Below are 22,602 nucleotides of genomic sequence, written 5' to 3' on the forward strand. Positions count from 1 at the left end.
TGACGGCCGGCCCGCCCAGGCCCGCGACGGCCATCCCACCGGGCCCCGTGACGCCAAGCCCGCCGACGCGCGCGGCGGCAACCCCGCCGGAGCCCGTGACGCCAGGCCCGTCGACGGACGTGACGCCAAGCCCGCCGGAGCCCCCGACGCCAAGGCCGCCCGTGCCGCCCGGGCCGCGAGGGCCGCCGGCGCGCGTGGCGGCAACCCCGCCGGCCCCGGTAGCCCCGGCCCCCTCGGCGCGCGCGACCGCGCGCCCGGCGGCGCCCCTGACGCCAGGCCCTCCGGCGCCCCTGACGGCAAGGCCCCCCGGACGCCCGGCGCGGCAGCCGGCGCGGCCGGTGACGACACACCCACCACCACGCTGGGCGTCATCCCGGCCGGTAAGGCAGCCGCGGCGCCCGCCCGGTCGGCGCAGGACACGCCTACCCAGGCACTGGGCGTCATCCCCGCCGGGGCGGCCACCGCCCCCGCGCCCGCCGCCGTGCCCGACATCACGCCCGACCCCGGAGCCGGGGGCGGCAAGGGGAAGAAGCCCAAGCGGCCCAAGCGCAAGGGGTGGAGGCGGCTGTTCCCCACCTGGCGCATGGTGCTCGGCGCCTTCGTCATCGGGCTCATGCTGATCGTCGGCGCCTTCGTGCTGGGCTACAACATGGTCCACATCCCCAAGGCGAACGCGTTCGCGACCAAGCAGAGCAACGTCTACCTGTACGCGGACGGCAGCCAGATCGCCCGCGACGGCGAGGTCAACCGCGAGAACGTCCCGCTGTCGAAGGTCTCCAAGGAGGCCCAGCGCGCCGTACTGGCCGCCGAGGACCGCGACTTCTACTCCGAGCCGGCCATCGACCTCAAGGCGATGGCCCGCGCGGCCTGGAACACCGCGACCGGCAAGGGCAAGCAGTCCGGCTCGACGATCACCCAGCAGTACGTGAAGAACTACTACCTGGCCCAGGACCAGACCGTCACCCGCAAGGCCAAGGAGTTCTTCATCTCGATCAAGCTGGACCGCGAGGTGACCAAGGACGAGATCCTGGAGGGCTACCTCAACACCAGCTTCTTCGGCCGCAACGCCTACGGCATCCAGGCCGCGGCCCAGGCCTACTACGGCGTCGACGCCGACCGTCTCACCGCCGAGCAGGGCGCCTACCTCGCCGCCCTGGTCAACGCGCCGAGCATGTACGACGTCGTCGCCCACCCCGAGAACAAGGGCGCGGCCGTCGCCCGCTGGAACTACGTCCTCGACGGCATGGTCAAGGAGGGCTGGCTCAAGCAGTCCGAGCGGACCGGCGCGAAGTTCCCGATGCCGAAGCAGGCCACCACGTCCAGCGCCTTCTCCGGACAGCGCGGCTATCTCGTCGAGGCCATCAAGTCGTACCTCTACGACCACAAGATCATCGACGAGGAGGCGCTGGAGAACGGCGGTGGCTACCGCATCACCACCACCATCCAGCCCAAGATGCAGGACGCCTTCATCAAGGCCGTCGACGACCAGCTGATGGACAAGCTCGACAAGAAGAACCGCAAGGTCGACAACTACGTCCGCGCCGGCGGTGTCTCCATCGACCCGAAGACCGGCAAGGTCATCGCGATGTACGGCGGCATCGACTACACCAAGCAGTACGTGAACAACGCGACCCGCCGCGACTTCCAGGTCGGCTCGACCTTCAAGCCGTTCGTGTTCACCTCCGCCGTGGAGAACGCCTCCAACAACCAGAGCGGCCAGGCGATCACCCCGAACACCGTCTACGACGGCACCAACAAGCGCCCGGTGGTGGGCTGGCCCGGCGAGACGTACGCCCCCGAGAACGAGGACTACGTCAACTACGGCAACATCACCGTCCGCCAGGCCACCCAGAGCTCCGTGAACTCGGTGTACGCGCAGATGGCCGTGGACGTCGGCCCCGAGAAGGTCGAGAAGACCGCGATCGACCTCGGTCTGCCCAAGAGCACCCCGGACATGAACCCGTATCCGTCCATCGCCCTGGGCACCGCCACCGCGAGCGTCCTCGACATGACGGAGGCGTACGCCACGCTCGCCAACCACGGCAAGCACGGCACGTACACGATGATCGAGAAGATCAGCAAGGACGGCGCGGCGGTCGAACTCCCCTCCACGGAGTCCACGCAGGCCGTCAGCCGCAAGGCCGCCGACACCACCACGGCCGTCCTGCGGAGCGTCGTCGAGAGCGGCACCGCCACCGCCGCCCAGGCCTCCGGCCACCCGGTCGCCGGCAAGACCGGCACCGCCGAGGAGGACAAGGCGGCCTGGTTCGCCGGCTACACCCCCGACCTCGCCACCGTCGTCTCCGTCATGGGCCAGGACCCCAAGACGGGCGCCCACAAGCCGCTGTACGGCACCATGGGCCTGAACCGCGTCAACGGCGGCGGGGCGCCCACGGAGATCTGGGCGCAGTTCACCAAGGCCGCCCTGAAGGGCAAGAAGGTCAAGGACTTCGACCTCGACCTCCAGATCGGCGCCGACGTCGTCTACACCCCGCCCAGCACCCCCGCCGACGAGCCGGGTGCCACCGGCGACGAGGAGACCGGCGGCGCCACGGGTGACGAGGAGACCGACGGCCCGACGGACGGCGGCACCGACGACAGCACGACCACCGGCGGCACGCCCACGACCGACGGCGGGACGACCTCCACCGGCGGCACGTCGACGGACGGAGGTACTACGTCCACCGGCGGCACCACGACCGACGGCGGCACCACCTCCACCGGCGGTACGACGACCGACGGCGGCACCGGCTCCACCGGCGGCACCACGACCGACGGCGGCACGACGGACGGCGGAGGAGCGGCGACAGGGGCCGGCGGGACGGCGGAGGGTCCGTTCGGGTAGCCGCGGCCGCTCCGTGGCCGGAGGTGGCCTTCAACCCCACCACGGCCACGAGCGGCAACACGGCAGACACCCGTAGAACGCGGCAGGGGCTGGTGACCATGGTCACCAGCCCCTGCCGCGTTCTCACACCTACGCATCACAGATACAGGCCCGTGGAGTCCTCCGACCCCTCGAACCGGTCCGCGGCCACGGCGTGCAGGTCCCGCTCGCGCATCAGGACGTACGCGACACCGCGGACCTCGACCTCGGCACGGTCCTCCGGGTCGTAGAGGACGCGGTCGCCGGGCTCGACGGTCCGGACGTTCTGGCCGACCGCGACGACCTCGGCCCAGGCGAGGCGCCGGCCGACCGCCGCCGTCGCGGGGATCAGGATGCCGCCGCCGGAACGCCGCTCGCCCTCGGCGGTGTCCTGCCGCACGAGCACACGGTCGTGCAGCATCCGGATGGGCAACTTGTCGTGTTGGGTCTTCTCGCTCACGCCCCGAACCTACCTGTCTCCGTCAGGTCCTACGACGTCGAGTGCCGAGAGTGAGGAGCCCGACGACACCGACGACACCGACGACCACGAGGGCGACGGGCACGATGCGCTCGACCCGCGGCGCCCCGTCCTCGTCGACGAACTGGCCCCTGACGTCACTGACCACACGATTGACCGAGACGTACGCCTTGCCCAGGGTGTGGTCGATGTTGGAGACCACCTTGGCCTTGGCGTCGCCCACGATCGTCTTGGGGTGCACGCGGACGCCGATCTCGTCGAGCGTCTCGGCGAGGTTGTCGCGGCGGCGCTTGATGTCCGCCTCGATCTCGGCCGGGGTTCTGATGTCCGAGCTCTCCGCCACCGCGCGGCCTCCCGTTGTCGGTTGTCGGTGAAATCTCTTGGTTGCGACAGTCTGTCAGCTCCACCCGGCACCGCACCGCCAGGGCCCGCCATTACGCTGGCCCGATGAGCGAGCGACTCCAGCCCGGGGACGTGGCCCCCGCCTTCACCCTCCCGGACGCCGACGGCAACGAGGTGTCCCTGTCCGACCACAAGGGCCGCAAGGTCATCGTCTACTTCTACCCGGCCGCCCTGACCCCCGGCTGCACCAAGCAGGCCTGCGACTTCACCGACAACCTGGAGCTCCTCGCGGACGCCGGGTACGACGTCCTCGGCATCTCCCCCGACAAGCCCGAGAAACTCGCCAAGTTCCGCGAGAAGGAGTCGCTGAAGGTCACCCTTCTCGGCGACCCCGACAAAACCGCCCTCGACGCCTACGGCGCCTTCGGCGAGAAGAAGAACTACGGCAAGACCTACATGGGCGTCATCCGCTCCACGATCATCGTCGACGAGGAGGGCAAGGTCGAACACGCCCTGTACAACGTCCGCGCGACGGGCCACGTAGCCAAGATCATCAAGGACCTGGGCATCTGAGGCCCGCCTCCGCCCCACAGAACGGCCCGCACCGGATCACCCCGGTACGGGCCGTTCCGCATTCCGGGCGTAACCGTCTGATTTACGGCTCGTTACTCCGTACGAGCCACGAACAGGTGGCCGGGAACGGAGAGGTCATGACCGTCAGGTACACCCGCGAACTGCTGGAGGAAGCAGCGCGCGAGACGAGGCACATCGACGAGGCCGTTCGATGGTGCGGCGGCAGACCGACTCCAGGAAGCAGGCGCTACCTACGCCAGAAGATGGCTGAGGCCGACGTGGACATCTCGCATTTCGCTACAAGCCGGGTCCGGCACACGGAAGAGCGCCTACGTGCCGCCGTGGCGGTGTCGACCAGCATCAAGGACGTGGTGCGCCACCTCGGAATCAACCAGGTCGGGGGCAACCAAACTCACATCAGTCGCCGGATCGCCACGCTCGGAATCGACACTTCCCACTTCAACTCCGCGCGCAAAGGGCGCCCGAAGGGATCGCTCGGCAACCCGCTCACCTTGCGCACCCCCGAGGACGGAAGGGTCCCCGGTGACCGGCTGCTCCGAGAACTCCTGCGTACGGGAGTCCGTGAAGTCTGCGCGGCGTGCGGCACAGGGCCGGAGTGGAACAGCAAGCCGCTCCGCCTCGAAGTCGACCACATCAGCGGCGACTGGTGGGACAACCGCTCGGAGAATCTACGGCTGCTGTGCCCCAACTGTCACGCCACGACCGACACTTACCGGGGACGTCGGAAGTGGAAGAGCGCATGAACACTCCCAAGTACACCAGGGACGTGCTGATGAGGACCGCGGCCATCTCGACGAGCCTGGTGGACATGATGCGGCGGCTGGGCACGACCTTGGGCTGCGGTCCTCAGCGCTACCTGCGCCGCAGGCTGGAGCATTATGGGATCGACACCTCACACTTCACCGAAGAGCCGCTTCCGCCCCGAGAGAAGCGGTCCTATGCGCGCGAACTACTGGAAGAGGCGGCGGCCCAGTCGCACAGCATCCGCGAGATGTTCGAGTATCTGGGCTATCCGCCGGAGGACAGTCCTTACTGGCTCGTCAGAAAGCGACTGGATCAATACGGCATCGACACGTCGCACTTCACACGCAGGTACGGACGCAGCCTCGAAGGTCTTCCCCCGGACGTTCTCGCATCAGCGGCTGCCCGAGCCACCAGCGTTGCTGGCCTACTCAAGATCCTCGGCTATCACGACACCAATGGTGCCGCCCGCACACGAGTGAAGCGCACTCTGCTGGCACACGGCATCGCCACTGATCACTTCACCGGGCAGGGCCACTTTCGCGGCACCGTGTCGCGGCACCGAAAGTCCCCCGACCAGATCCTGCGCCGATTGGAACCGGGCTCGAACCGCACCAGGACCGCCCTGCTACGTCGTGCCCTCGACGACCTCGGTGTGCCGCACGTCTGCACCTCGTGCGGCATCGGCGACATCTGGCAAGGCAGGACACTGATCCTGGAGATCGATCACATCAATGGTGACCGGTTGGACAACCGCCGCGAAAACCTCCGGTATCTGTGCCCTTCCTGCCACAGCCAGACAGCCACCTACTCAAATCGATCTCGCCACGTACCGCGTCCCCGAGGCCCGGTAGAGTGAGCGAGGCTGCGGGCCCGTACCCCAGCTGGCCAGAGGGCGCCGGTTTAGGTCCGGTGTGTCGTGGGTTCGAGTCCCACCGGGCCCACAGGAAACTAAAGCCCCGCACCTTCGATTCAAAGGTGCGGGGCTCTTCCATGAAGTCAGCCCAACAGCTCCCGCAGCACCGGCACCAACCCCCGGAACGCCTTGCCTCGATGACTGATCGCGTTCTTCTCCTCCGCCGACAGCTCGGCGCACGTCCGGGTCTCGCCCTCCGGCTGGAGGATCGGGTCGTAGCCGAAGCCGTTCGTGCCGGTGGGGGCGTGACGCAGTACGCCCCTCAGCTGACCCTCGACCACCCTTTCCGTGCCGTCGGGTAGGGCCAGCGCCGCCGCGCAGTTGAAGTGGGCGCCCCGGTGTTCGTCGGCGATGTCGCCGAGTTGGGCCAGCAGCAGTTCCAGGTTGGCCCTGTCGTCGCCGTGGGTGCCTGCCCAGCGGGCGGAGAAGATGCCGGGGGCGCCGTTCAGGACGTCGACGCAGAGGCCGGAGTCGTCGGCGATGGCGGGGAAGCCGGTGGCGCGGGCGAGGGCGTGGGCCTTCAGCAGGGCGTTCTCCGCAAAGGTGACGCCGGTCTCCTTGACGTCGGGGACGTCCGGGTAGGCGTCCGCGCCGACGAGGTCGTGGCTCAGGCCGGCGTCGGCGAGGATGGCCTTCAGCTCGGTGAGCTTGCCGGCGTTGCGGGTGGCGAGGATCAGGCGGGTCATGCCCACCAGTATCGCGATCCCCGCCTCCCGGTTCGCATGGGTTACGGCAGTTACGGCAGTTACGACGTGCAGACCTTCGTCAGCTCGCCCGCCGCGTCCGTGATGCCGCTGATGTCGGGGGTGGTGTCCCCGTTCTCCACGGCCGTACGCGTGTCGGTGACGGCCTTCTGGAGCGAGTCGACGGCCTTGTTGACGTCGGTGTTGTCGGTCTTGTCGCCGATCTCGTCGAGGTTCTTGTCGATGGAGGCGAGGGACTCCTCCAGCTGCGCGGGGTCGTCCGCGGCGGTCTGGACGGCCTGCTGGAGGTCGTTCACGCTCTGGGCGATGGCGTCGGCGGTCTGGACGCAGTCCAGGGCCTTGTTCACGGCGTCGCAGCCGGTGGTGAGTCCGGCCGTCAGGGCGACGGCCGCTACGGCTCCGGCGATGGCGGTCATACGACGTCGGCGGCTCGCGGCCATGGAACGGTCCTCCTGAGGAACTGGGTGCAGGCCTGACGGCCCCCTGCGTGGTGCATGAACGGCTACTGCTGTGTGGCCGGGTGCACGGTGGTGTGCCGTGCACCCGTACGTGCAAGGACGCGGGCGGGGCCGCCGTGGTTGCCACCGGCAGGCCTCGCTCTTGGCGTGCCCTTTACCTTTCGAGGACCGTATCAAGCGCCTTGCGCTGCAGGAGCGCCAGCTCCGTGCAACCGGAAACGGCGAGGTCCAGTAGGGAGTTGAGCTCCTCGCGGGCGAACGGCTCGGCCTCGGCGGTGCCCTGGACCTCGACGAAGCGGCCGTCGCCGGTGCAGACGACGTTCATGTCGGTGTCGGCCTTCACGTCCTCCTCGTAGCGGAGGTCGAGGAGGGGGACGCCGCCGACGATGCCGACGGAGACCGCCGAGACGGTTCCGGTGAGGGGCTGCCGGTTGGCCTTGATCAGCTTCTTGCCCTGGGCCCAGGAGACGGCGTCGGCCAGCGCGACGTACGCGCCGGTGATGGCTGCCGTACGGGTGCCGCCGTCGGCCTGGAGGACGTCGCAGTCGAGGACGATGGTGTTCTCGCCGAGCGCCTTGTAGTCGATGACGGCGCGCAGGGAACGGCCGATGAGGCGGGAGATCTCGTGGGTGCGGCCGCCGATCTTGCCGCGTACGGACTCCCGGTCGCCGCGGGTGTTGGTGGCGCGGGGGAGCATGGAGTACTCGGCGGTCACCCAGCCCTCGCCGCTGCCCTTGCGCCAGCGCGGGACGCCTTCGGTGACGGAGGCGGTGCAGAAGACCTTCGTGTCGCCGAAGGAGATGAGGACGGAGCCCTCGGCGTGCTTGCTCCACCCGCGTTCGATGGTGACCGGGCGGAGCTGTTCGGGCGTGCGGCCGTCGATTCGAGACATGCCGCTGAGCTTAGGGGGTGTCGCGCGACACCCCCTCACCGCATTCGGGGCCTCGGGGACTCGGGGCCCTACATCATGTCCTCGATCTCCGCGGCGATGGGGTCGGCGTCGGTGCCGATGACGACCTGGATCGCGGTGCCCATCTTGACGACGCCGTGGGCGCCGGCGGCCTTGAGGGCGGCCTCGTCGACGAGGGAGGCGTCATGGACCTCGGTGCGCAGCCGGGTGATGCAGCCCTCGACCTCGTCGATGTTGTCGAGGCCGCCGAGCCCGGCGACGATCTTCTCAGCCTTGGTGGCCATGGCGCTTCTCCCTGATGACCGTGTGGAGCGTTCCGAATCGTTCGCGACTGGTCTACACCACGCGGGGGTCGCCCGCCAAGCGGGGGCTCTCGCCGGGTGGGGAACGGGAGGCGAAGGCCCGGTGACATCACGAAGGCATAAAACGGGAATCGCGGGTTCCTTGGCCGACCCCTCGCGTGCTACAACAGGTCTACACCACTGAATGGTGTAGACCTCTCCCGTGCTGCCCTCCCCCACACTCCCGTCCCCGGGCGGCGCCCTGCTCTCATGGAGGAAGTTGTGACCACGGCCAGCGCCGCTCCCGCGGCCGCAGACAACAAGGGCCCCGGCTGGGGCTCCCGCACGATGGCTGTGCTGCAGCGCATCGGCCGCAGCCTGATGCTGCCGGTCGCCGTGCTGCCGGCCGCCGCCCTGCTCGTGCGGCTCGGCACCACGGACATGCTGGGCAGCGAGTCGCTCCCCGGCTTCGTCACCAAGTTCGCGGGCTTCATGGCCGCCGGCGGCGGCGCCATCCTCGACAACATGCCGCTGCTGTTCGCCGTCGGCATCGCGATCGGCTTCGCGAAGAAGTCGGACGGCTCGACCGCCCTCGCCGCGGTCGTCGGCTACCTCGTCTTCCAGAAGGTCCTCGGCACCTTCACCGACCCGAACCTCCCGCAGGTGGCCACCGCCGTCGACGGCAAGGTCGTGATGGTGGACAAGGCGGTCAACGCCGGTGTCCTCGGCGGTGTGGTGATGGGCCTGGTCGTCGCCCTGCTCTACCAGCGCTTCCACCGCACCAAGCTGCCCGACTGGGCCGGCTTCTTCGGCGGCCGCCGCCTGGTGCCCATCCTGGCCGCCTTCGCGGGCCTGTTCATCGGCATCGTCTTCGGTTACATCTGGCCGGTCCTCGGCGCGGGTCTGCACAACTTCGGCGAGTGGCTGGTCGGTTCCGGTGCGGTCGGCGCGGGCATCTTCGGCATCGCCAACCGCGCGCTGATCCCGGTCGGCATGCACCACCTGCTGAACTCCTTCCCGTGGTTCCAGGCCGGTTCGTACGAGGGCAAGAGCGGTGACATCGCGCGCTTCCTCGCCGGTGACCCGACCGCCGGACAGTTCATGACCGGCTTCTTCCCGATCATGATGTTCGGCCTGCCGGCCGTCTGTCTCGCGATCTACCACGCGGCCCGCCCCGAGCGGCGCGCGGTGGTCGGCGGCATGATGTTCTCCATGGCGCTGACCTCGTTCGTCACCGGTGTCACCGAGCCGATCGAGTTCACGTTCATGTTCATCGCCCCGGTCCTGTACGCCATTCACGCCGTGCTCACCGGCATCTCCATGGCCCTGACCTGGGCACTCGGCATGAAGGACGGCTTCGGCTTCTCGGCCGGCGTGATCGACTTCGGCCTCAACCTGGGCATCGCCACCAAGCCCTGGGCACTGCTCCTGGTCGGCCTGTGCTTCGGCGTCCTCTACTACGTGATCTTCCGGTACGCCATCGTCCGATTCAACCTGCCGACCCCCGGCCGGGAGTCGGACGAGGAGCTGGCGGAGCTGCAGAAGGCGGAGGCCAAGTAGCCGCCACGGCTCCCCCGAGCACGCGGAAGGCCCCCGGAGTCCGCTCCGGGGGCCTTCCGCGTACGTCGTGCTCCGATCGCGTACGCCGCCTCGGGTCGCGTACGCCTTCTCGGATCGCGTACGGCGTCTCAGATCTCGTACGACACCCTGGGCACCGCCAGTTCCACCGGACCGTCGTACACCGCGCGGGCGTCGACGAGGTTGACCTGCGGGTCGGTCCACGGCGGGACGTGGGTGAGGACGAGCCGGCGGGCGCCCGCCCGGGCGGCCGTCTCACCGGCCTCCCGGCCGTTGAGGTGGAGGTCCGGGATGTTCTCCTTGCCGTGGGTGAAGGCGGCCTCGCACAGGAACAGGTCGGCGTCGCGGGCGAGTTCGTCCAGGGCGGCGGTGACGCCGGTGTCCCCGGAGTACGTCAGGACCCGGCCACCGTGTTCGATACGGATGCCGTACGCCTCGACGGGGTGGGCGACCCGTTCCGTGTGGATGGTGAAGGGGCCGATCTCGAACGTGCTCGGCTTGACCGTGTGGAAGTCGAAGACCTCGCTCATGGAGGAGGCGGACGGGGTGTCGGCGTAGGCCGTGGTCAGGCGCTGCTCGGTGCCCTCGGGACCGTAGACCGGGATGGGGGCGCAGCGGCCGCCGTCGTGGCGGTAGTAGCGTGCGACGAAGTACGCGCACATGTCGATGCAGTGGTCGGCGTGCAGATGGCTGAGGAAGATCGCGTCGAGGTCGTAGAGACCGCAGTGGCGCTGCAGCTCGCCTAGGGCACCGTTGCCCATGTCGAGGAGCAGCCGGAAGCCGTCGGCCTCTACGAGGTAGCTCGAGCAGGCCGATTCCGCGGACGGGAACGACCCCGAGCAGCCGACGACGGTGAGCTTCATGAGAGCTGGAACCTCCGCGCTGGCGTGAAGTCGTGACAGTCGTGTCAGTCGTGACGTGCAGACGGGTTGCGGATTGCAGTTGGCGGGGTTGCGAAGGACGGGCGTGGGTGCAACAAGAGTTGTGCGGTCCGTTGAGCGTAAGGCGCAAAAGGGTGGGTCGCTCCTCCGCCAGGGGCCGTTGTGGGCGAACTCACCTGTGGTGTCACCGGTTCGGCTGGTGGTGGGGCCGTTGAGGCGCGCGTGAGCCGGGGTGAGGTGGCGTCAAAGGGCGCGTGAGCGTGCGAGAGGGCGGGCGTGGCGTTGCGTGCGCCGGTACCGTCGTGGCTATGGACACGTCCTGGTGGTTGGCGCTCGCGGCGGTGGTGTTGCTGGCGCTCGTCGCGACGCTCGTCGACGGGTGGGGGCGGTCGCGGCGGCCGCCGCGACGGACGCGGCGGGCGAGTGGGCGGACCCGGCCGCCGGGGCGCCCCGAGCGGGTGCGGGGGTCTGTGCCGCGGCCCCGGCCCGCCGAGATCTGGTGGGCCGTCGTGCCCTTCGAGGACGGGCCCGGGGGCAAGGACCGGCCCTGTCTCGTGCTGGCCGTCCGGGGGGATCGGGCACGCGTGGCCAAGATCACCAGCAGGTACCGCGACGCGCGTGCCGGGGTGATCCCCCTGCCGCCGGGCACCGTCGGTGACACGCGAGGCCGACCCAGCTTCCTGGAGACGGGCGAGTTGCGGGAGGTGCCGGTCCGGGACTTCCGTCGTAAGGCGGGGGTGGCCGACCCGACCCTGTGGGACCAGGTCCGCCACCTGTCGAACTGACGGGGGCTTTTTCGCCCCCGCCGCCCCTACCCGTCCCTCGCCCAGGGGCTGCGCCCCTTCGACCCCCGGGTGCGGGTGGGTGGGGCTTCTCGCGCAGTTCCCCGCGCCCCTGAAAAGCAGGGGCCGTGTCCTTCAGGGGCGCGGGGAACTGCGCGAGCAACCACGACGCGCCCGCGCCCGGCGACGCACCCCTACGCCCAGAGCTGGCCCTGCAGTGTCTCGATGGCCTCTTCCGTCGTCGCTGCCGTGTAGACGCCCGTGGAGAGGTACTTCCAGCCGCCGTCGGCGACGACGAAGACGATGTCGGCCGGCTCGCCGGACTTCACGGCCTTGTTGCCGACGCCGATCGCGGCGTGCAGCGCGGCCCCGGTGGAGACGCCCGCGAAGATGCCCTCCTGCTGGAGCAGCTCGCGGGTGCGGGTGACCGCGTCGGCGGAGCCGACGGAGAAGCGGGTGGTGAGGACGGACGCGTCGTAGAGCTCGGGGACGAAGCCCTCGTCGAGGTTGCGGAGACCGTAGACGAGGTCGTCGTAGCGCGGCTCGGCGGCGACGATCTTGACGTCCGGCTTCTGTTCGCGCAGGTAGCGGCCCACACCCATCAGGGTGCCCGTGGTGCCGAGACCGGCGACGAAGTGGGTGATGGAGGGGAGGTCCGCGAGGATCTCGGGGCCCGTCGTCGCGTAGTGGGCGCCCGCGTTGTCGGGGTTGCCGTACTGGTAGAGCATCACCCAGTCGGGGTGCTCGGCGGAGAGCTCCTTGGCGACGCGTACGGCCGTGTTGGAGCCGCCGGCCGCCGGGGACGGGATGATCTCGGCGCCCCACATGCCGAGCAGGTCGCGGCGCTCCTGGGAGGTGTTCTCGGGCATGACGCACACGATGCGGTAGCCCTTGAGTTTGGCCGCCATGGCGAGGGAGATGCCCGTGTTGCCGGAGGTGGGTTCGAGGATCGTGCAGCCGGGGGTCAGACGGCCGTCCTTCTCCGCCTGTTCGATCATGTGCAGGGCGGGACGGTCCTTGACCGAACCCGTCGGGTTGCGGTCCTCCAGCTTGGCCCAGATGCGGACGTCGGCGGACGGCGACAGCCGCGGCAGGCGCACCAGAGGGGTGTTGCCCACCGCGGCCAGCGGGGAGTCGTAGCGCATGGGTGATCAGGCCATGCCGCCGGCGACCGCCGGCAGGATCGTCACGTTGTCGCCGTCGGACAGCTTGGTGTTGATGCCCTCCAGGAAGCGGACGTCCTCGTCGTTCAGGTACACGTTGACGAAGCGGCGCAGCTCGCCGCCGTCCACGATGCGGGCGTGGATGCCCGTGTGACGGCTTTCGAGGTCGGTGAACAGGTCGGCGAGGGTGGCACCGGCTCCCTCCACCGCCTTCTGACCGTCGGTGTACTGGCGGAGGATGGTGGGGATGCGGACCTCGATGGCCATGATGTGCGGCTCCTGTCGGGAGTGGTCGGGTCGGAGAGCGCGCGGCAGCGCGAAGTGCGTGGTCACACGGGGTTGGCGCCGCGGCTCACGGCCGTACGGCGGCAGGGGTCGGCGTCAACAGATGGCGCTGGCAAGCCTGCACAGGTCGACGTGCAGCCGCGCCACGAGCAGTGCGCCCGGCGTCTTCTCGCTCACGTCGTCAAGAACCATGCGCTCATCGTATCGATTCCCGACCGGGGTCCCGGAGTGTGATCCCACATGCCGGACGAATTCGGGCCGGGGAGTGAGACGGCGCACCTCGGTGAGCCGTTCTGGGCGCGAGGTCGTCGAGGCCGACGACGGTCCAGTCGTCCGACACCCGGCATCCGACACCCGGCGCCCGGCACCCGTGCTCGCGCCGCACCTGGAGCGCGCCGGAGGCCATGCGGTCGGAGGCGACGAACACGGCGTCCGGGTCGGGGCAGCGGCCGAGGAGCGCGGCCACGGAGTCGAGAGCGTCTCCGTCGCGGGCTGCTGCTGTGTGCGCGAGGCGGTGTACGGACACCGTATCCGCGCGTTCCGCTCGCCGGCGGGGCTTCTCTGCGCACGAGTGCCGGCGTCGGCACCCGTCAGTACGGCACCCGTCAGTACGCCTCGACGATCTTCACCTCCTCCTCGGTCACCTCGCCCTCGACGATCCTGAAGGAGCGGAACTGGAACTCGCCGAGTCCGTCGGTGTCGGCGGTCGAGACGAGGACGTAGTGGGCGCCGGGTTCGTTGGCGTAGGAGATGTCGGTGCGGGAGGGGCGGGCCTCGGTGGCCGTGTGGGAGTGGTAGACGACCACGGGCTCCTCGTCGCGGTCGTCCATCTCGCGGTAGAGCTTGAGCAGGTCGCCCGAGTCGAACTCGTAGAACGTGGGCGACATGGCCGCGTTCAGCATCGGGATGAAGCGCTCGGGCCGGTCCGACCCCGCCGGTCCCGCGACGACGCCGCACGCCTCGTCGGGGTGGTCCTTGCGCGCGTGGGCGACGATCTGGTCGACGAGGGCCTGGGTGATGGTCAGCATGCTGGCAGGATAAGCAAAGGGGCTGTTCCGTACCGGGGGGTGGTACGGAACAGCCCACATGCTGGGACTCGTGGGGTCAGCCGACCTTCTCGAACTCCGCATCACGGCGGTCGGTGACCTCCGGGTTGCGGGACTTCAGCACGGCCCAGCCGATGCCGAGGGCCACCGCCCAGCCGGCCATGACGTACAGGCAGACACGGGAGTCGGCGTCGTAGGCGATGAGGCCGGTGACGAAGAGCAGGAAGACGATGGCGACCCAGCTGCACTTCGCGCCGCCCGGGGCCGGGAAGGACGAGGCGGGCAGGCGGCCGGCGTCGACGCCGCGGCGGTAGAGGACGTGGCTGATCAGGATCATCAGCCAGGTCCAGATGCCGGCCGCGGTGGCGACGGAGACGACGTAGCCGAAGGCCTTCTCCGGGACGATGTAGTTCAGGATCACGCCGATGCCCATGAAGAGCACGGAGACGGTGATGCCGAACGCCGGGGTCTTCGTCGTCGACAGCCTGCTGAAGACCCGGGGGGCCTCGCCGTTGTCCGCGAGGGTGCGCAGCATGCGGCCGGTGGAGTACATGCCCGAGTTGCAGGAGGACAGGGCCGCCGTCAGCACCACGAAGTTGACGATGGCGGCGCCCGCCGGGATGCCGATCTTGGCGAAGGCGGCGACGAAGGGGCTCACGCCGGGCGCGAACTCGGTCCACTTCACCACGCAGAGGATGACGGTGAGGGCGCCGACGTAGAAGAGCGCGATCCGCCAGGGCAGGGTGTTGATGGCCTTGGGGAGGGTCTTCTCCGGGTTCTCGGACTCACCGGCGGTGACGCCGACCAGCTCGACGGCGAGGTAGGCGAACATCACGCCCTGGAGGGTCATCAGGGAGGAGCCGACGCCCTTGGGGAAGAAGCCGTCGAAGGCCCAGAGGTTGGAGACGGCGGCGGTGTCGCCGGCGGCGCTGAAGCCGAAGGTGAGGACGCCGAGGCCGATCACGATCATGCCGAGCAGGGCGGTGACCTTGACCATCGAGAACCAGAACTCGATCTCGCCGAAGAGCTTCACCGAGATCAGGTTGGCGCCGAAGAGGACCACCAGGAAGACCAGGGCGGTCACCCAACGCGGGATCTCCGGCCACCAGTAGTTGACGTAGATCGCGGCGGCCGTGAGTTCGGCCATGCCGGTGACGACCCACATCAGCCAGTACGTCCAGCCGGTGAAGTAGCCGAAGAACGGGCCGAGGAACTCGCGGGAGTACTCCGCGAAGGAGCCGGAGACCGGGCGGTACAGGAGCAGCTCGCCGAGCGCCCGCATGATGAAGAAGATGATGACGCCGGCGAGGGCGTACATGAAGATCAGGCTGGGGCCGGCCTTGGCGATGTTCGCCCCGGCTCCCAGGAAGAGGCCGACGCCGATGGCGCCGCCGATCGCGATCATCTGGACCTGGCGGCTGCCGAGCCCGCGCTCGTACCCCTCTTCGGGGGTGTCGCCACGGACGGCCTCGTCGCCGTTCTTGTTGACCTGAGCGGAGGTCATGTGTTGTGCGCCTTTCTCCACGCTGGGCCGATCCGAGCCGTTCGTCGACCCGGGATCGGGTTCCGATCCCCCCGGATGTGATGGAGCAGTGCCTGGCCGGCGATGGCCGGCTCGGTGGCGCACCCGACGGGACAAGGGTGGTGTCCGTCGGGCGGTCGTGAAGATTTATCACGGCCGCAATAGTGATCCACTGGGCGTTCTGTGGCGCACGGCACAGGGAGAAGCGGACAAAGAACACCCGTGAGGGCATCCCTCACGGGTGCGGTGACACGATCGTTATCCGGATTTGAGTGTCCTCTGAGCGAACGCGGAGCGTCCGTGGAGAAGCCATGGAGCGAACGTGCCGCGGACGTGCCGCGGACGTGCGGCGGCCGTGGAGGGGCGGGAACCGCGGGGATCCGGCGTCAGGACATCAGCGTCGTGACGAGCGAGTCCTGCAGACCGCCCAGCCACAGATAGGCCATCACCATCGGCTTGCGCGGGTCCTCGTCCGGGAGGCGGTAGAGGAGGTCGGTGTCCTCCTCGTCGACGACGTCGAGCCGGGAGCCGATGGCCAGGCGCAGGTCGTTGAGGCAGCCGAGCCACTGCCGGGAGTCGTCCGCCGACAGCTTCAGTACGGCTCCGCCCTCACCGGTCGCCGCCAGCGCGTCCAGGGAGTGGATCACCACGAGGGCCTTCTCGCGCTTGCCGGCCCGCAGGTCGTTCTCGGTGAAGCGGCGGAACTCCGAGGAGTACGCCCGCTGCTCCTCCGCCTGCCGGGCCGTCGGGGTGCCCTCGGGGTCGCTGTAGGCGTCCGGGAACAGCCGGAGCAGGACGGGGTCCTTGGGCGGCTCGCTGGGGCCCTCGGCGAAGAGTTCGGCGAGCGGGTCGTCGCCGGAGTCCTCGGCCGGGCCCGGGCCGATCAGCTCCAGGAGCTGCACCGCCAGCGAGCGGATGATGGAGATCTCGACCTCGTCGAGTGCGACGGCCGCGCCGCCGCCGGGGAGCGATTCGAATTGTCCTGGCATCAGGTGCGTCGCTACTTCCGGTCCTGCTGGAGGGTGGCCCACAGACCGTAGCCGTGCATGGCCTGCACGTCGCGTTCCATCTCCTCGCGTGTTCCGCTGGAGACGACCGCGCGGCCCTTGTGGTGGACGTCGAGCATGAGCTTGGTGGCTTTGTCCTTCGAGTACCCGAAGTACGTCTGGAAGACATACGTCACATAGCTCATGAGGTTCACCGGATCGTTGTGGACGATCGTCACCCACGGAACGTCGGGTTCGGGTACGGCGAAGACCTCCTCCGCCGACTCGGTCTTCTCGATCTCCATGGGTGCGGCTGCCGTCACACGGCCCATGCTGCCACCACAGGGGGGTGTACGCACAAATGCGGCCCCGCGACCGGGCCCCGCGAGGTACGGATCGTCGAATGACCGCCCGGAAATCGTCAGACTGACGAGATGGGAGTACGATCCCTTGCCATGAACACAGCGGACCTTGGTTTGCCGGTTGACGTCCCCTCGACCGCGCTCTTCACGGACCACTACGAACTCACGATGCTGCAGGCCGCGTTGAAAGCGGGTACGGCCGAGCGGCGTTCGGTGTTCGAGGTCTTCACACGGCGGTTGCCGGAGGGACGGCGGTACGGCGTGGTCGCCGGCACCGGGCGGGTACTGGACGCGGTCGAGAACTTCCGTTTCGACCCGGGCGTTCTCGGCTTCCTGCGCGAGCGCTCCGTCATCGACGCGGAGACCCTCGACTGGCTCGCCGGCTACCGCTTCGGCGGGGACGTGTGGGGCTACCAGGAGGGCGAGGTGTACTTCCCGGGCTCGCCGATCATGCGGGTCGAGGGCACCTTCGCGGAGTGCGTCCTCCTGGAGACCGTGATCCTGTCCATCCTCAACCACGACTCGGCCATCGCGGCCGCCGCCTCCCGGATGTCGAGCGCCGCCGGAGGGCGCCCGCTGATCGAGATGGGCGCCCGGCGCACGCACGAGCTGGCCGCCGTGGCCGCCTCGCGCGCCGCGTACCTCGGCGGCTTCACCTCCACCTCGGACCTGGCCGCCGGCTTCCGCTACGGCATACCGACGGTCGGCACCAGCGCCCACGCCTTCACGCTGCTCCACGACCGCGAGCGGGACGCCTTCCAGGCCCAGGTGGACTCGCTGGGCCGGAACACCACCCTGCTCGTCGACACGTACGACGTCACCGAGGCCGTACGGACCGCCGTGGAGGTCGCCGGGCCCGAGCTCGGCGCCGTGCGCATCGACTCCGGTGATCTGCTCCTCGTCGCCCACCGGGTGCGGCAGCAGCTGGACGAGCTGGGCGCGACCGAGACGCGGATCATCGTGACCTCGGACCTCGACGAGTACGCCATCGCCTCGCTGGCGGCGGCGCCGGTGGACGCGTACGGCGTCGGCACGCAGCTGGTGACCGGGTCCGGGCACCCCACCTGCTCGATGGTCTACAAGCTCGTCGCCCGCGCGGAGTCCGCGGACCCCACGGAGCCGCTGGTGCCCGTGGCGAAGAAGTCCACCGGCGGGAAGACGTCCGTCGGGGGCCGCAAGTGGGCGGCCCGGCGGCTGGACGAGCACGGCGTCGCGGAGGCCGAGGTCGTCGGCACCGGGCCCGTCCCCGAAGAGCTCAAGGACCGGCAGCTCCTGGTCCGCCTGATCGAGGACGGCCGGGTGCTCTCCCGGGAGTCGCTGGACGTCGTACGCGAGCGGCACGCGGCCGCGCGGGCGAACCTGCCGCTGTCGGCGACGCAGCTGTCGCGCGGGGAAGCGGTCATTCCGACGGAGTACGTCTGAGCCGCCCGGGTACGTGCGGATACGTGCGGGGCAGCGGGCGGGAGCACGCCGGGGGCGGGCCGGAGTGAACGTGCCCGGCGTGCTCTGCCGCGAGCCCCCGAGCGCCCGCGTGTTCGGCCTGTGCTCCGGTCCGCGCATCGGGCGAGCGCCGGATGCCCCCTCCCGAACAGCTCTCGAAGTCTCTAGGCTCGGAAGTTCGTAGTTTCGAAGTCCAGCGTTTCGTGGCTCAGCGTCCCGCAGTGCAGCAGCTCGGCCGATCCCACCACACCCACACACCCCACACACCCGAGAACCGAAGAGTCGAAGGACACCGACACCATGCGCCGCGCCTTGATCGTCGTCGACGTGCAGAACGACTTCTGCGAGGGGGGCAGCCTCGCCGTGGCCGGCGGTGCCGATGTGGCCGCCGCCGTCACCGAGCTGATCGGCCAGGCGGCCGGCCCCGGCTACCAGCACGTGGTGGCCACCCGTGACCACCACATCGCACCCGGCGGCCACTTCTCCGACAACCCCGACTACGTCCACTCCTGGCCCGCCCACTGTGTCGCCGGCACGGAGGGGGTCGGGTTCCACCCCAACTTCGCCCCGGTGATCGCCTCCGGCGCGGTCGACGCCGTCTTCGACAAGGGGGCGTACTCCGCCGCCTACAGCGGTTTCGAGGGCGCCGACGAGAACGGCGTCACCCTCGCCGACTGGCTCCGCGCCCGCGACATCACCGAGATCGACGTCGTCGGCATCGCCACGGACCACTGCGTACGGGCCACCGCCCTGGACTCCGCGAGAGAGGGCTTCCGCACCCAGGTGCTGCTGGACCTGACCGCCGGGGTGTCCGAGGAGACGACCGAGCGGGCCTTGGAGGAGCTACGGGAGGCGGGCGTGGAACTCTCGGGCAAGCCGGTGGTGTAGCCGCTGAAGCGGCAGGACGGGGCGCGGCACGGGCCGGCCCGGTGGCACCCGGTGAGCGCCGGTGAGCGAAGCCACGCCCTGGGCCGAGCCCCGGTGCCGGTTCACACCCGTACCGTCGGCCGTCGGAGCAGCGCCCTGATCGGGTGCCACAGCTCGGGGGTCGTGGAGGCCGGGCAGGCGGGTGAGGTGCGCCAGATGAGGCCGTCCGGGTGGTGGAGGACCGCGGTGATCTCGTCCGGGGTCGGGGGCGCCGCGTTGCCGCGGAGGTAGATCGCGCGCATGCCCAGGTTGCGGAGCCGGGTGAGAGCGCGGGCCCGGTTCGCGGCCAGGACGAGGACACGTACGGATCCGTCGCCCGGCACGGCCCCGGCCGGAACGCCGACCATGGGCCCGGCGGGCGCGCCGAACACGGCCTTGGGTGCCCCGGACACGGCGGGAGCGCCGATCGCGGTCCCGGCCCAGCTGACGGGCAGGGCCCCGACGGCCGCGGGCAGCGCCCCGGAGCCGCCCCCCGCCGCAGGCCCGGGCAGCGCCCCGGTGGCACCCCCGGACCCGGCGCCGGGCAGCGCGCTCCCCGTGCCCGTCGCCGTCGCCCCCGGCAGGTTCAGGGCGACGACGACATTGCCGTCCGGCAGTTTGCAGAAACCTCCTGCGGCCATGCAGGTCACACCCCCGTGAGCGTCAGTGTCAATAAGAAAACCACACCACGCACCTAAACACGTCCGGCCGCGACCCGCCAAGGGGGTCGCGGCCGAACATGCTCTGACCTGCGGAAATACCGCTTACTTCACTGCGGGACCCACCTGGACCGAGATCGTGGAGCCGTCCTTGGCCTCCTTGACGATCTTGATCTTGGTGTTGGTGTCAGTGATCTTGACACCGGCGAGCGGGCTCGCCTCGTCGTAGTAGGTGCTGGTCCGGTCGTTGAACGTCGACACGCCCTTCGACGACGGGATCTTGGTCAGGACATCCGCCTTGTGCAGCTTCAGACCGTCCGTGCGGTAGAGGCTGAACGGCGAGTCGTAGGACTGGATCCGGCTGCGCATCACCGTGCCGTCGGCCCACTTCAGCGCCGCCGGGTGCGAGTCGACCGGCAGGACCAGACCCGTGCCCGGGTGGACACTGGTGTTGTTGTCCGCCTGCGAGGTGTCCCACTTCCAGATCAACAGACCGTTCTGGTACGGGAAGTGCTCCACCCAGGACGGACGCGTCGTCGAGAAGCCGAAGTTGTACGGGCCGACCTTCAGGGTCTTGTCGTACGACACGTACTGACGGTTCTCGGCGATGTAGTACTGCGCGTAGTCGTCCGTGATCGACGCGCCGATGCGCGAGAAGCCCTTCGTGGTCCAGGCCGCGTCCGCGCTCTCCGCGTTGTCCGAGAAGAGGACGGAACCGTCGGCGGTCACCGCGATCGAGTCGGCCGCGAAGCCCTTGGGGGCCACACCGCCGTCCGTCTGGTAGCGGAAGCGGAGGTCGAACTTCTGGCCCGCGTAGGCGTCCAGGGAGTACGACAGCTTCTTGTACGCGGCGGAGGAACCGGTCAGCGCGGGCTTGTCGCTGGCGTCGCGCGGGATCGCCGCGCCGTCCACCGTGCCGTCGATCGGCGTCCAGTTGGCGCCGCCGTCGGTCGACACCTCGGTGTAGAGGTAGTCGTACTCGGCCTCGATGTCGTACCAGCCGTCGAGGGTGAGCGCGGCCGAGGCCTTGCCCGTGAGGTCCACCGAACGGGTCAGGGTGTTGGAGAGGTTGTCACCGCTGCCGCTCCACCACTGGCCGGCCCCCTGCGCCGGCTCGACGATCTCGGTGGTGACCTCCTTCTTCGGGAGTTCCACCACCAGGGCCTGCTTGTCCTTGGTGTTGTACTCCGCGACACCCAGCTTGTGCTTCGACTTCGTCGCGGCCTTCGCCGTGTCGTAGTCGAGCCAGCCGAGCTGCAGCTTGTCCCAGGCGGTCATGTCGCCGGGCAGGTCGCCGATGGCTTCCTTGCCGGTGCCGAGCCAGGAACCGGAGGACATCAGGGTCCAGAAACCGGTGGAGTTGTCACCGCCCTGTGTGTCGTAGTGGTCCGGCAGACCGAGGTCGTGGCCGTACTCGTGGGCGAAGACACCGAGTCCGCCGTTCTCGGGCTGGATGGTGTAGTCGCCGACCCAGATGCCGGTGTCACCGATCTTGGCGCCGCCGAGCTTGTTGCCGTCGGGGCCCGTGGCGCCCGCGTCGGAGCCGAACGCGTACCAGCGGTGGGCCCAGATGGCGTCCTCGCCCTGCGCGCCGCCACCCGCGGACTCGTCCTCACCGGCGTGCACGATCTGGAAGTGGTCGATGTAGCCGTCGGACTCGTTGAAGTCGCCGTCGCCGTCGAAGTCGTAGCGGTCCCACTGGTCGAACTCGGCCACGTCCGCCTTGATCTCGGCGTCGGTGCGCCCCGCTGCCTTCTGCTGGGCGACCCAGGACGTCAGACCGTCGCTGACCACGTTCCACACGCTGGAGCAGGTGGACTGGCCGCAGGCGTTGTTGCCGTAGCGGGCCTCGTTGTAGGGGACCTTGACCCAGTCCGAGACCTCGCCCTCGATCGAGTAGCGGCCCGAGGACTGCTTCTCGTAGTACTTCTTCATCGACTCGGTCTTCTTGCCGGTGCCGAAGTACAGGTCCTGGAAGTGCGCCTGGTTGTAGTCCGCCTGCCAGGCCGTGGAGTTGTCCTGGGCGCGGTCCGGCTCGGCTATCTGGTTGTGCGCCGGGCCCGCGGTGCCGCCGTAGCGGCTGTCGACCTGGTCGCCGAACTCGACGAGGATCGTGAAGATCTTGTCGGTCTTCTCGCGGCCGAGCTCGACGTACTTGCTCTTGCCCTTCTTGCTCTTCAGCTGCACGACCTGCGAGCCGTCACGGTCCTTGACCGTGGCGTCGCCGGATATGACCTGCTGCAGGGCCTCCTCGCGCTGGGCCTCCTGAGTCTTGCTCAGGGGGCCTTCGAGGTCGTGGTCGGCGTGCTCCCGGTCCGCCGGGTCGTGCCGGTCCACGGACGCCGCCGGTGCGGTGTCCGCGGCCTGCGCCACCGTGAGGGCCGACATGGTCGCCGCCGTGGCGACCGCGACGCCGATCGCCGCCGCTCTGAACATCCAGGGTCTACTGGTCACTTGAGGTCCTCCCCCGCGCCCGTTCGCGCGGAAGGGGATGGCCCTGTGTGGAGGAGTCCGCGCGCGGTATACGCGTGTAGTCAAGTGACGCCATTCGACCGGAGTTTCGAGAGAAAAAATAGATCTTGACTTGGACAGGTCAAGTGCATTATCGGCGTCTACGGGAAGCGCTTGTTCGTTATGCGGACGTTACGTGCATCGCCCACACACCTCTCGAACCGGCGCGCATACGCGTCCACTTGCCGGACCCC

General features: G+C 69.4%; 24 protein-coding genes, 1 tRNA gene and 1 pseudogene. 9 read left to right on the plus strand and 17 right to left on the minus strand.

Going from position 1 to position 22,602, the window contains the following annotated elements; translation table 11 throughout:
* Positions 1-481 precede the first annotated feature (481 nt).
* Positions 482-2,845 (plus strand): transglycosylase domain-containing protein, encoded by a 2,364-nt coding sequence (locus tag OG272_RS18905; protein ID WP_405896036.1) that lies wholly within the window; start codon positions 482-484, stop codon positions 2,843-2,845.
* 136 nt (positions 2,846-2,981) lie between these two features.
* Here the strand turns inward: OG272_RS18905 and OG272_RS18910 are convergent, their stop codons facing one another.
* Positions 2,982-3,323, minus strand: a complete 342-nt coding sequence (locus OG272_RS18910) for a co-chaperone GroES (RefSeq protein WP_033525031.1) — start codon at positions 3,321-3,323, stop codon at positions 2,982-2,984.
* Positions 3,324-3,345: 22 nt separating this feature from the next.
* Positions 3,346-3,684, minus strand: a complete 339-nt coding sequence (locus OG272_RS18915; RefSeq protein WP_327729496.1) for a DUF3618 domain-containing protein — start codon at positions 3,682-3,684, stop codon at positions 3,346-3,348.
* A gap of 104 nt (positions 3,685-3,788) precedes the next feature.
* Between OG272_RS18915 and bcp the strand changes: the two genes are divergently transcribed.
* From bcp to OG272_RS18935, 4 genes are all read left to right on the plus strand, one after another.
* On the plus strand, positions 3,789-4,256 hold the full coding sequence (bcp, locus tag OG272_RS18920; protein ID WP_326582479.1) for a thioredoxin-dependent thiol peroxidase: 468 nt from the start codon (positions 3,789-3,791) through the stop codon (positions 4,254-4,256).
* A 137-nt stretch (positions 4,257-4,393) separates the two neighbouring features.
* Entirely contained in the window at positions 4,394-5,020 is a 627-nt protein-coding gene (locus OG272_RS18925) for an HNH endonuclease (RefSeq protein WP_328223194.1), read from the plus strand.
* A complete protein-coding gene (locus OG272_RS18930) occupies positions 5,017-5,877 on the plus strand; it encodes an HNH endonuclease (protein WP_327729494.1) in 861 nt (286 codons plus the stop codon). The genes OG272_RS18925 and OG272_RS18930 overlap by 4 nt, the downstream gene beginning before the upstream one ends.
* 10 nt (positions 5,878-5,887) lie before the next feature.
* Positions 5,888-5,962: transfer RNA gene (locus tag OG272_RS18935), tRNA-Leu, on the plus strand.
* A gap of 55 nt (positions 5,963-6,017) precedes the next feature.
* On the opposite strand, the gene rdgB is transcribed toward OG272_RS18935, so the two are convergent.
* The 4 genes from rdgB to OG272_RS18955 form a co-directional block, all read right to left on the minus strand.
* On the minus strand, positions 6,018-6,620 hold the full coding sequence (gene rdgB / locus OG272_RS18940; RefSeq protein ID WP_327729493.1) for an RdgB/HAM1 family non-canonical purine NTP pyrophosphatase: 603 nt from the start codon (positions 6,618-6,620) through the stop codon (positions 6,018-6,020).
* A 59-nt stretch (positions 6,621-6,679) separates the two neighbouring features.
* Positions 6,680-7,078, minus strand: coding sequence for a hypothetical protein (locus tag OG272_RS18945; RefSeq protein ID WP_326582475.1), 399 nt, complete (start codon positions 7,076-7,078; stop codon positions 6,680-6,682).
* Between the two features lie 172 nt (positions 7,079-7,250).
* The gene (gene rph / locus OG272_RS18950; RefSeq protein WP_326582474.1) at positions 7,251-7,988 is read right to left on the minus strand and encodes a ribonuclease PH; all 738 of its coding nucleotides are present in this window, start codon (positions 7,986-7,988) and stop codon (positions 7,251-7,253) included.
* A gap of 68 nt (positions 7,989-8,056) precedes the next feature.
* A complete protein-coding gene (locus tag OG272_RS18955; RefSeq protein ID WP_045560653.1) occupies positions 8,057-8,290 on the minus strand; it encodes a glucose PTS transporter subunit EIIB in 234 nt (77 codons plus the stop codon).
* A gap of 279 nt (positions 8,291-8,569) precedes the next feature.
* On the opposite strand from OG272_RS18955, the gene OG272_RS18960 reads away from it, so the two are divergent.
* Entirely contained in the window at positions 8,570-9,847 is a 1,278-nt protein-coding gene (locus tag OG272_RS18960; RefSeq protein ID WP_326582473.1) for a PTS transporter subunit EIIC, read from the plus strand.
* A 128-nt stretch (positions 9,848-9,975) separates the two neighbouring features.
* On the opposite strand, the gene OG272_RS18965 is transcribed toward OG272_RS18960, so the two are convergent.
* Positions 9,976-10,728 (minus strand): MBL fold metallo-hydrolase, encoded by a 753-nt coding sequence (locus tag OG272_RS18965; RefSeq protein ID WP_326582472.1) that lies wholly within the window; start codon positions 10,726-10,728, stop codon positions 9,976-9,978.
* Between the two features lie 326 nt (positions 10,729-11,054).
* On the opposite strand from OG272_RS18965, the gene OG272_RS18970 reads away from it, so the two are divergent.
* Positions 11,055-11,531: a type II toxin-antitoxin system PemK/MazF family toxin gene (locus OG272_RS18970; RefSeq protein ID WP_326582471.1), complete on the plus strand. Its 477-nt coding sequence runs from the start codon at positions 11,055-11,057 to the stop codon at positions 11,529-11,531.
* 191 nt (positions 11,532-11,722) lie between these two features.
* On the opposite strand, the gene OG272_RS18975 is transcribed toward OG272_RS18970, so the two are convergent.
* From OG272_RS18975 to clpS, 8 genes and pseudogenes are all read right to left on the minus strand, one after another.
* Complete coding sequence (locus OG272_RS18975; protein WP_326582470.1) at positions 11,723-12,673, minus strand: cysteine synthase; 951 nt, start codon at positions 12,671-12,673, stop codon at positions 11,723-11,725.
* Between the two features lie 6 nt (positions 12,674-12,679).
* Positions 12,680-12,958 (minus strand): MoaD/ThiS family protein, encoded by a 279-nt coding sequence (locus OG272_RS18980; protein WP_028797012.1) that lies wholly within the window; start codon positions 12,956-12,958, stop codon positions 12,680-12,682.
* A 114-nt stretch (positions 12,959-13,072) separates the two neighbouring features.
* Positions 13,073-13,168, minus strand: coding sequence for a putative leader peptide (locus OG272_RS18985; RefSeq protein WP_309474684.1), 96 nt, complete (start codon positions 13,166-13,168; stop codon positions 13,073-13,075).
* Between the two features lie 4 nt (positions 13,169-13,172).
* Positions 13,173-13,517 (minus strand): annotated as a pseudogene (locus tag OG272_RS18990) (hypothetical protein); the annotation flags it as partial.
* Between the two features lie 64 nt (positions 13,518-13,581).
* A complete protein-coding gene (locus OG272_RS18995; protein WP_326582469.1) occupies positions 13,582-14,004 on the minus strand; it encodes a M67 family metallopeptidase in 423 nt (140 codons plus the stop codon).
* A gap of 76 nt (positions 14,005-14,080) precedes the next feature.
* The gene (locus tag OG272_RS19000) at positions 14,081-15,526 is read right to left on the minus strand and encodes an amino acid permease (RefSeq protein WP_327729491.1); all 1,446 of its coding nucleotides are present in this window, start codon (positions 15,524-15,526) and stop codon (positions 14,081-14,083) included.
* A gap of 404 nt (positions 15,527-15,930) precedes the next feature.
* Positions 15,931-16,533 carry a DUF2017 domain-containing protein gene (locus OG272_RS19005; RefSeq protein WP_326582467.1) on the minus strand — a complete coding sequence of 201 codons (603 nt, stop codon included), beginning with the start codon at positions 16,531-16,533 and terminating at the stop codon, positions 15,931-15,933.
* Positions 16,534-16,544: 11 nt separating this feature from the next.
* Positions 16,545-16,862: an ATP-dependent Clp protease adapter ClpS gene (gene clpS / locus OG272_RS19010; protein WP_326582466.1), complete on the minus strand. Its 318-nt coding sequence runs from the start codon at positions 16,860-16,862 to the stop codon at positions 16,545-16,547.
* A gap of 123 nt (positions 16,863-16,985) precedes the next feature.
* On the opposite strand from clpS, the gene OG272_RS19015 reads away from it, so the two are divergent.
* Entirely contained in the window at positions 16,986-18,314 is a 1,329-nt protein-coding gene (locus OG272_RS19015; protein WP_327729490.1) for a nicotinate phosphoribosyltransferase, read from the plus strand.
* A 318-nt stretch (positions 18,315-18,632) separates the two neighbouring features.
* Positions 18,633-19,220 carry an isochorismatase family protein gene (locus OG272_RS19020; protein ID WP_326582464.1) on the plus strand — a complete coding sequence of 196 codons (588 nt, stop codon included), beginning with the start codon at positions 18,633-18,635 and terminating at the stop codon, positions 19,218-19,220.
* A gap of 101 nt (positions 19,221-19,321) precedes the next feature.
* Here the strand turns inward: OG272_RS19020 and OG272_RS19025 are convergent, their stop codons facing one another.
* Both OG272_RS19025 and OG272_RS19030 read right to left on the minus strand, forming a co-directional pair.
* On the minus strand, positions 19,322-19,606 hold the full coding sequence (locus OG272_RS19025) for a hypothetical protein (protein WP_326585804.1): 285 nt from the start codon (positions 19,604-19,606) through the stop codon (positions 19,322-19,324).
* Positions 19,607-20,002: 396 nt separating this feature from the next.
* Positions 20,003-22,351, minus strand: a complete 2,349-nt coding sequence (locus OG272_RS19030; protein ID WP_327729489.1) for an immune inhibitor A domain-containing protein — start codon at positions 22,349-22,351, stop codon at positions 20,003-20,005.
* Positions 22,352-22,602 lie beyond the last annotated feature (251 nt).

The sequence above is a fragment of the Streptomyces sp. NBC_00104 genome (genome assembly GCF_045160825.1).
Classification (GTDB): domain Bacteria; phylum Actinomycetota; class Actinomycetes; order Streptomycetales; family Streptomycetaceae; genus Streptomyces.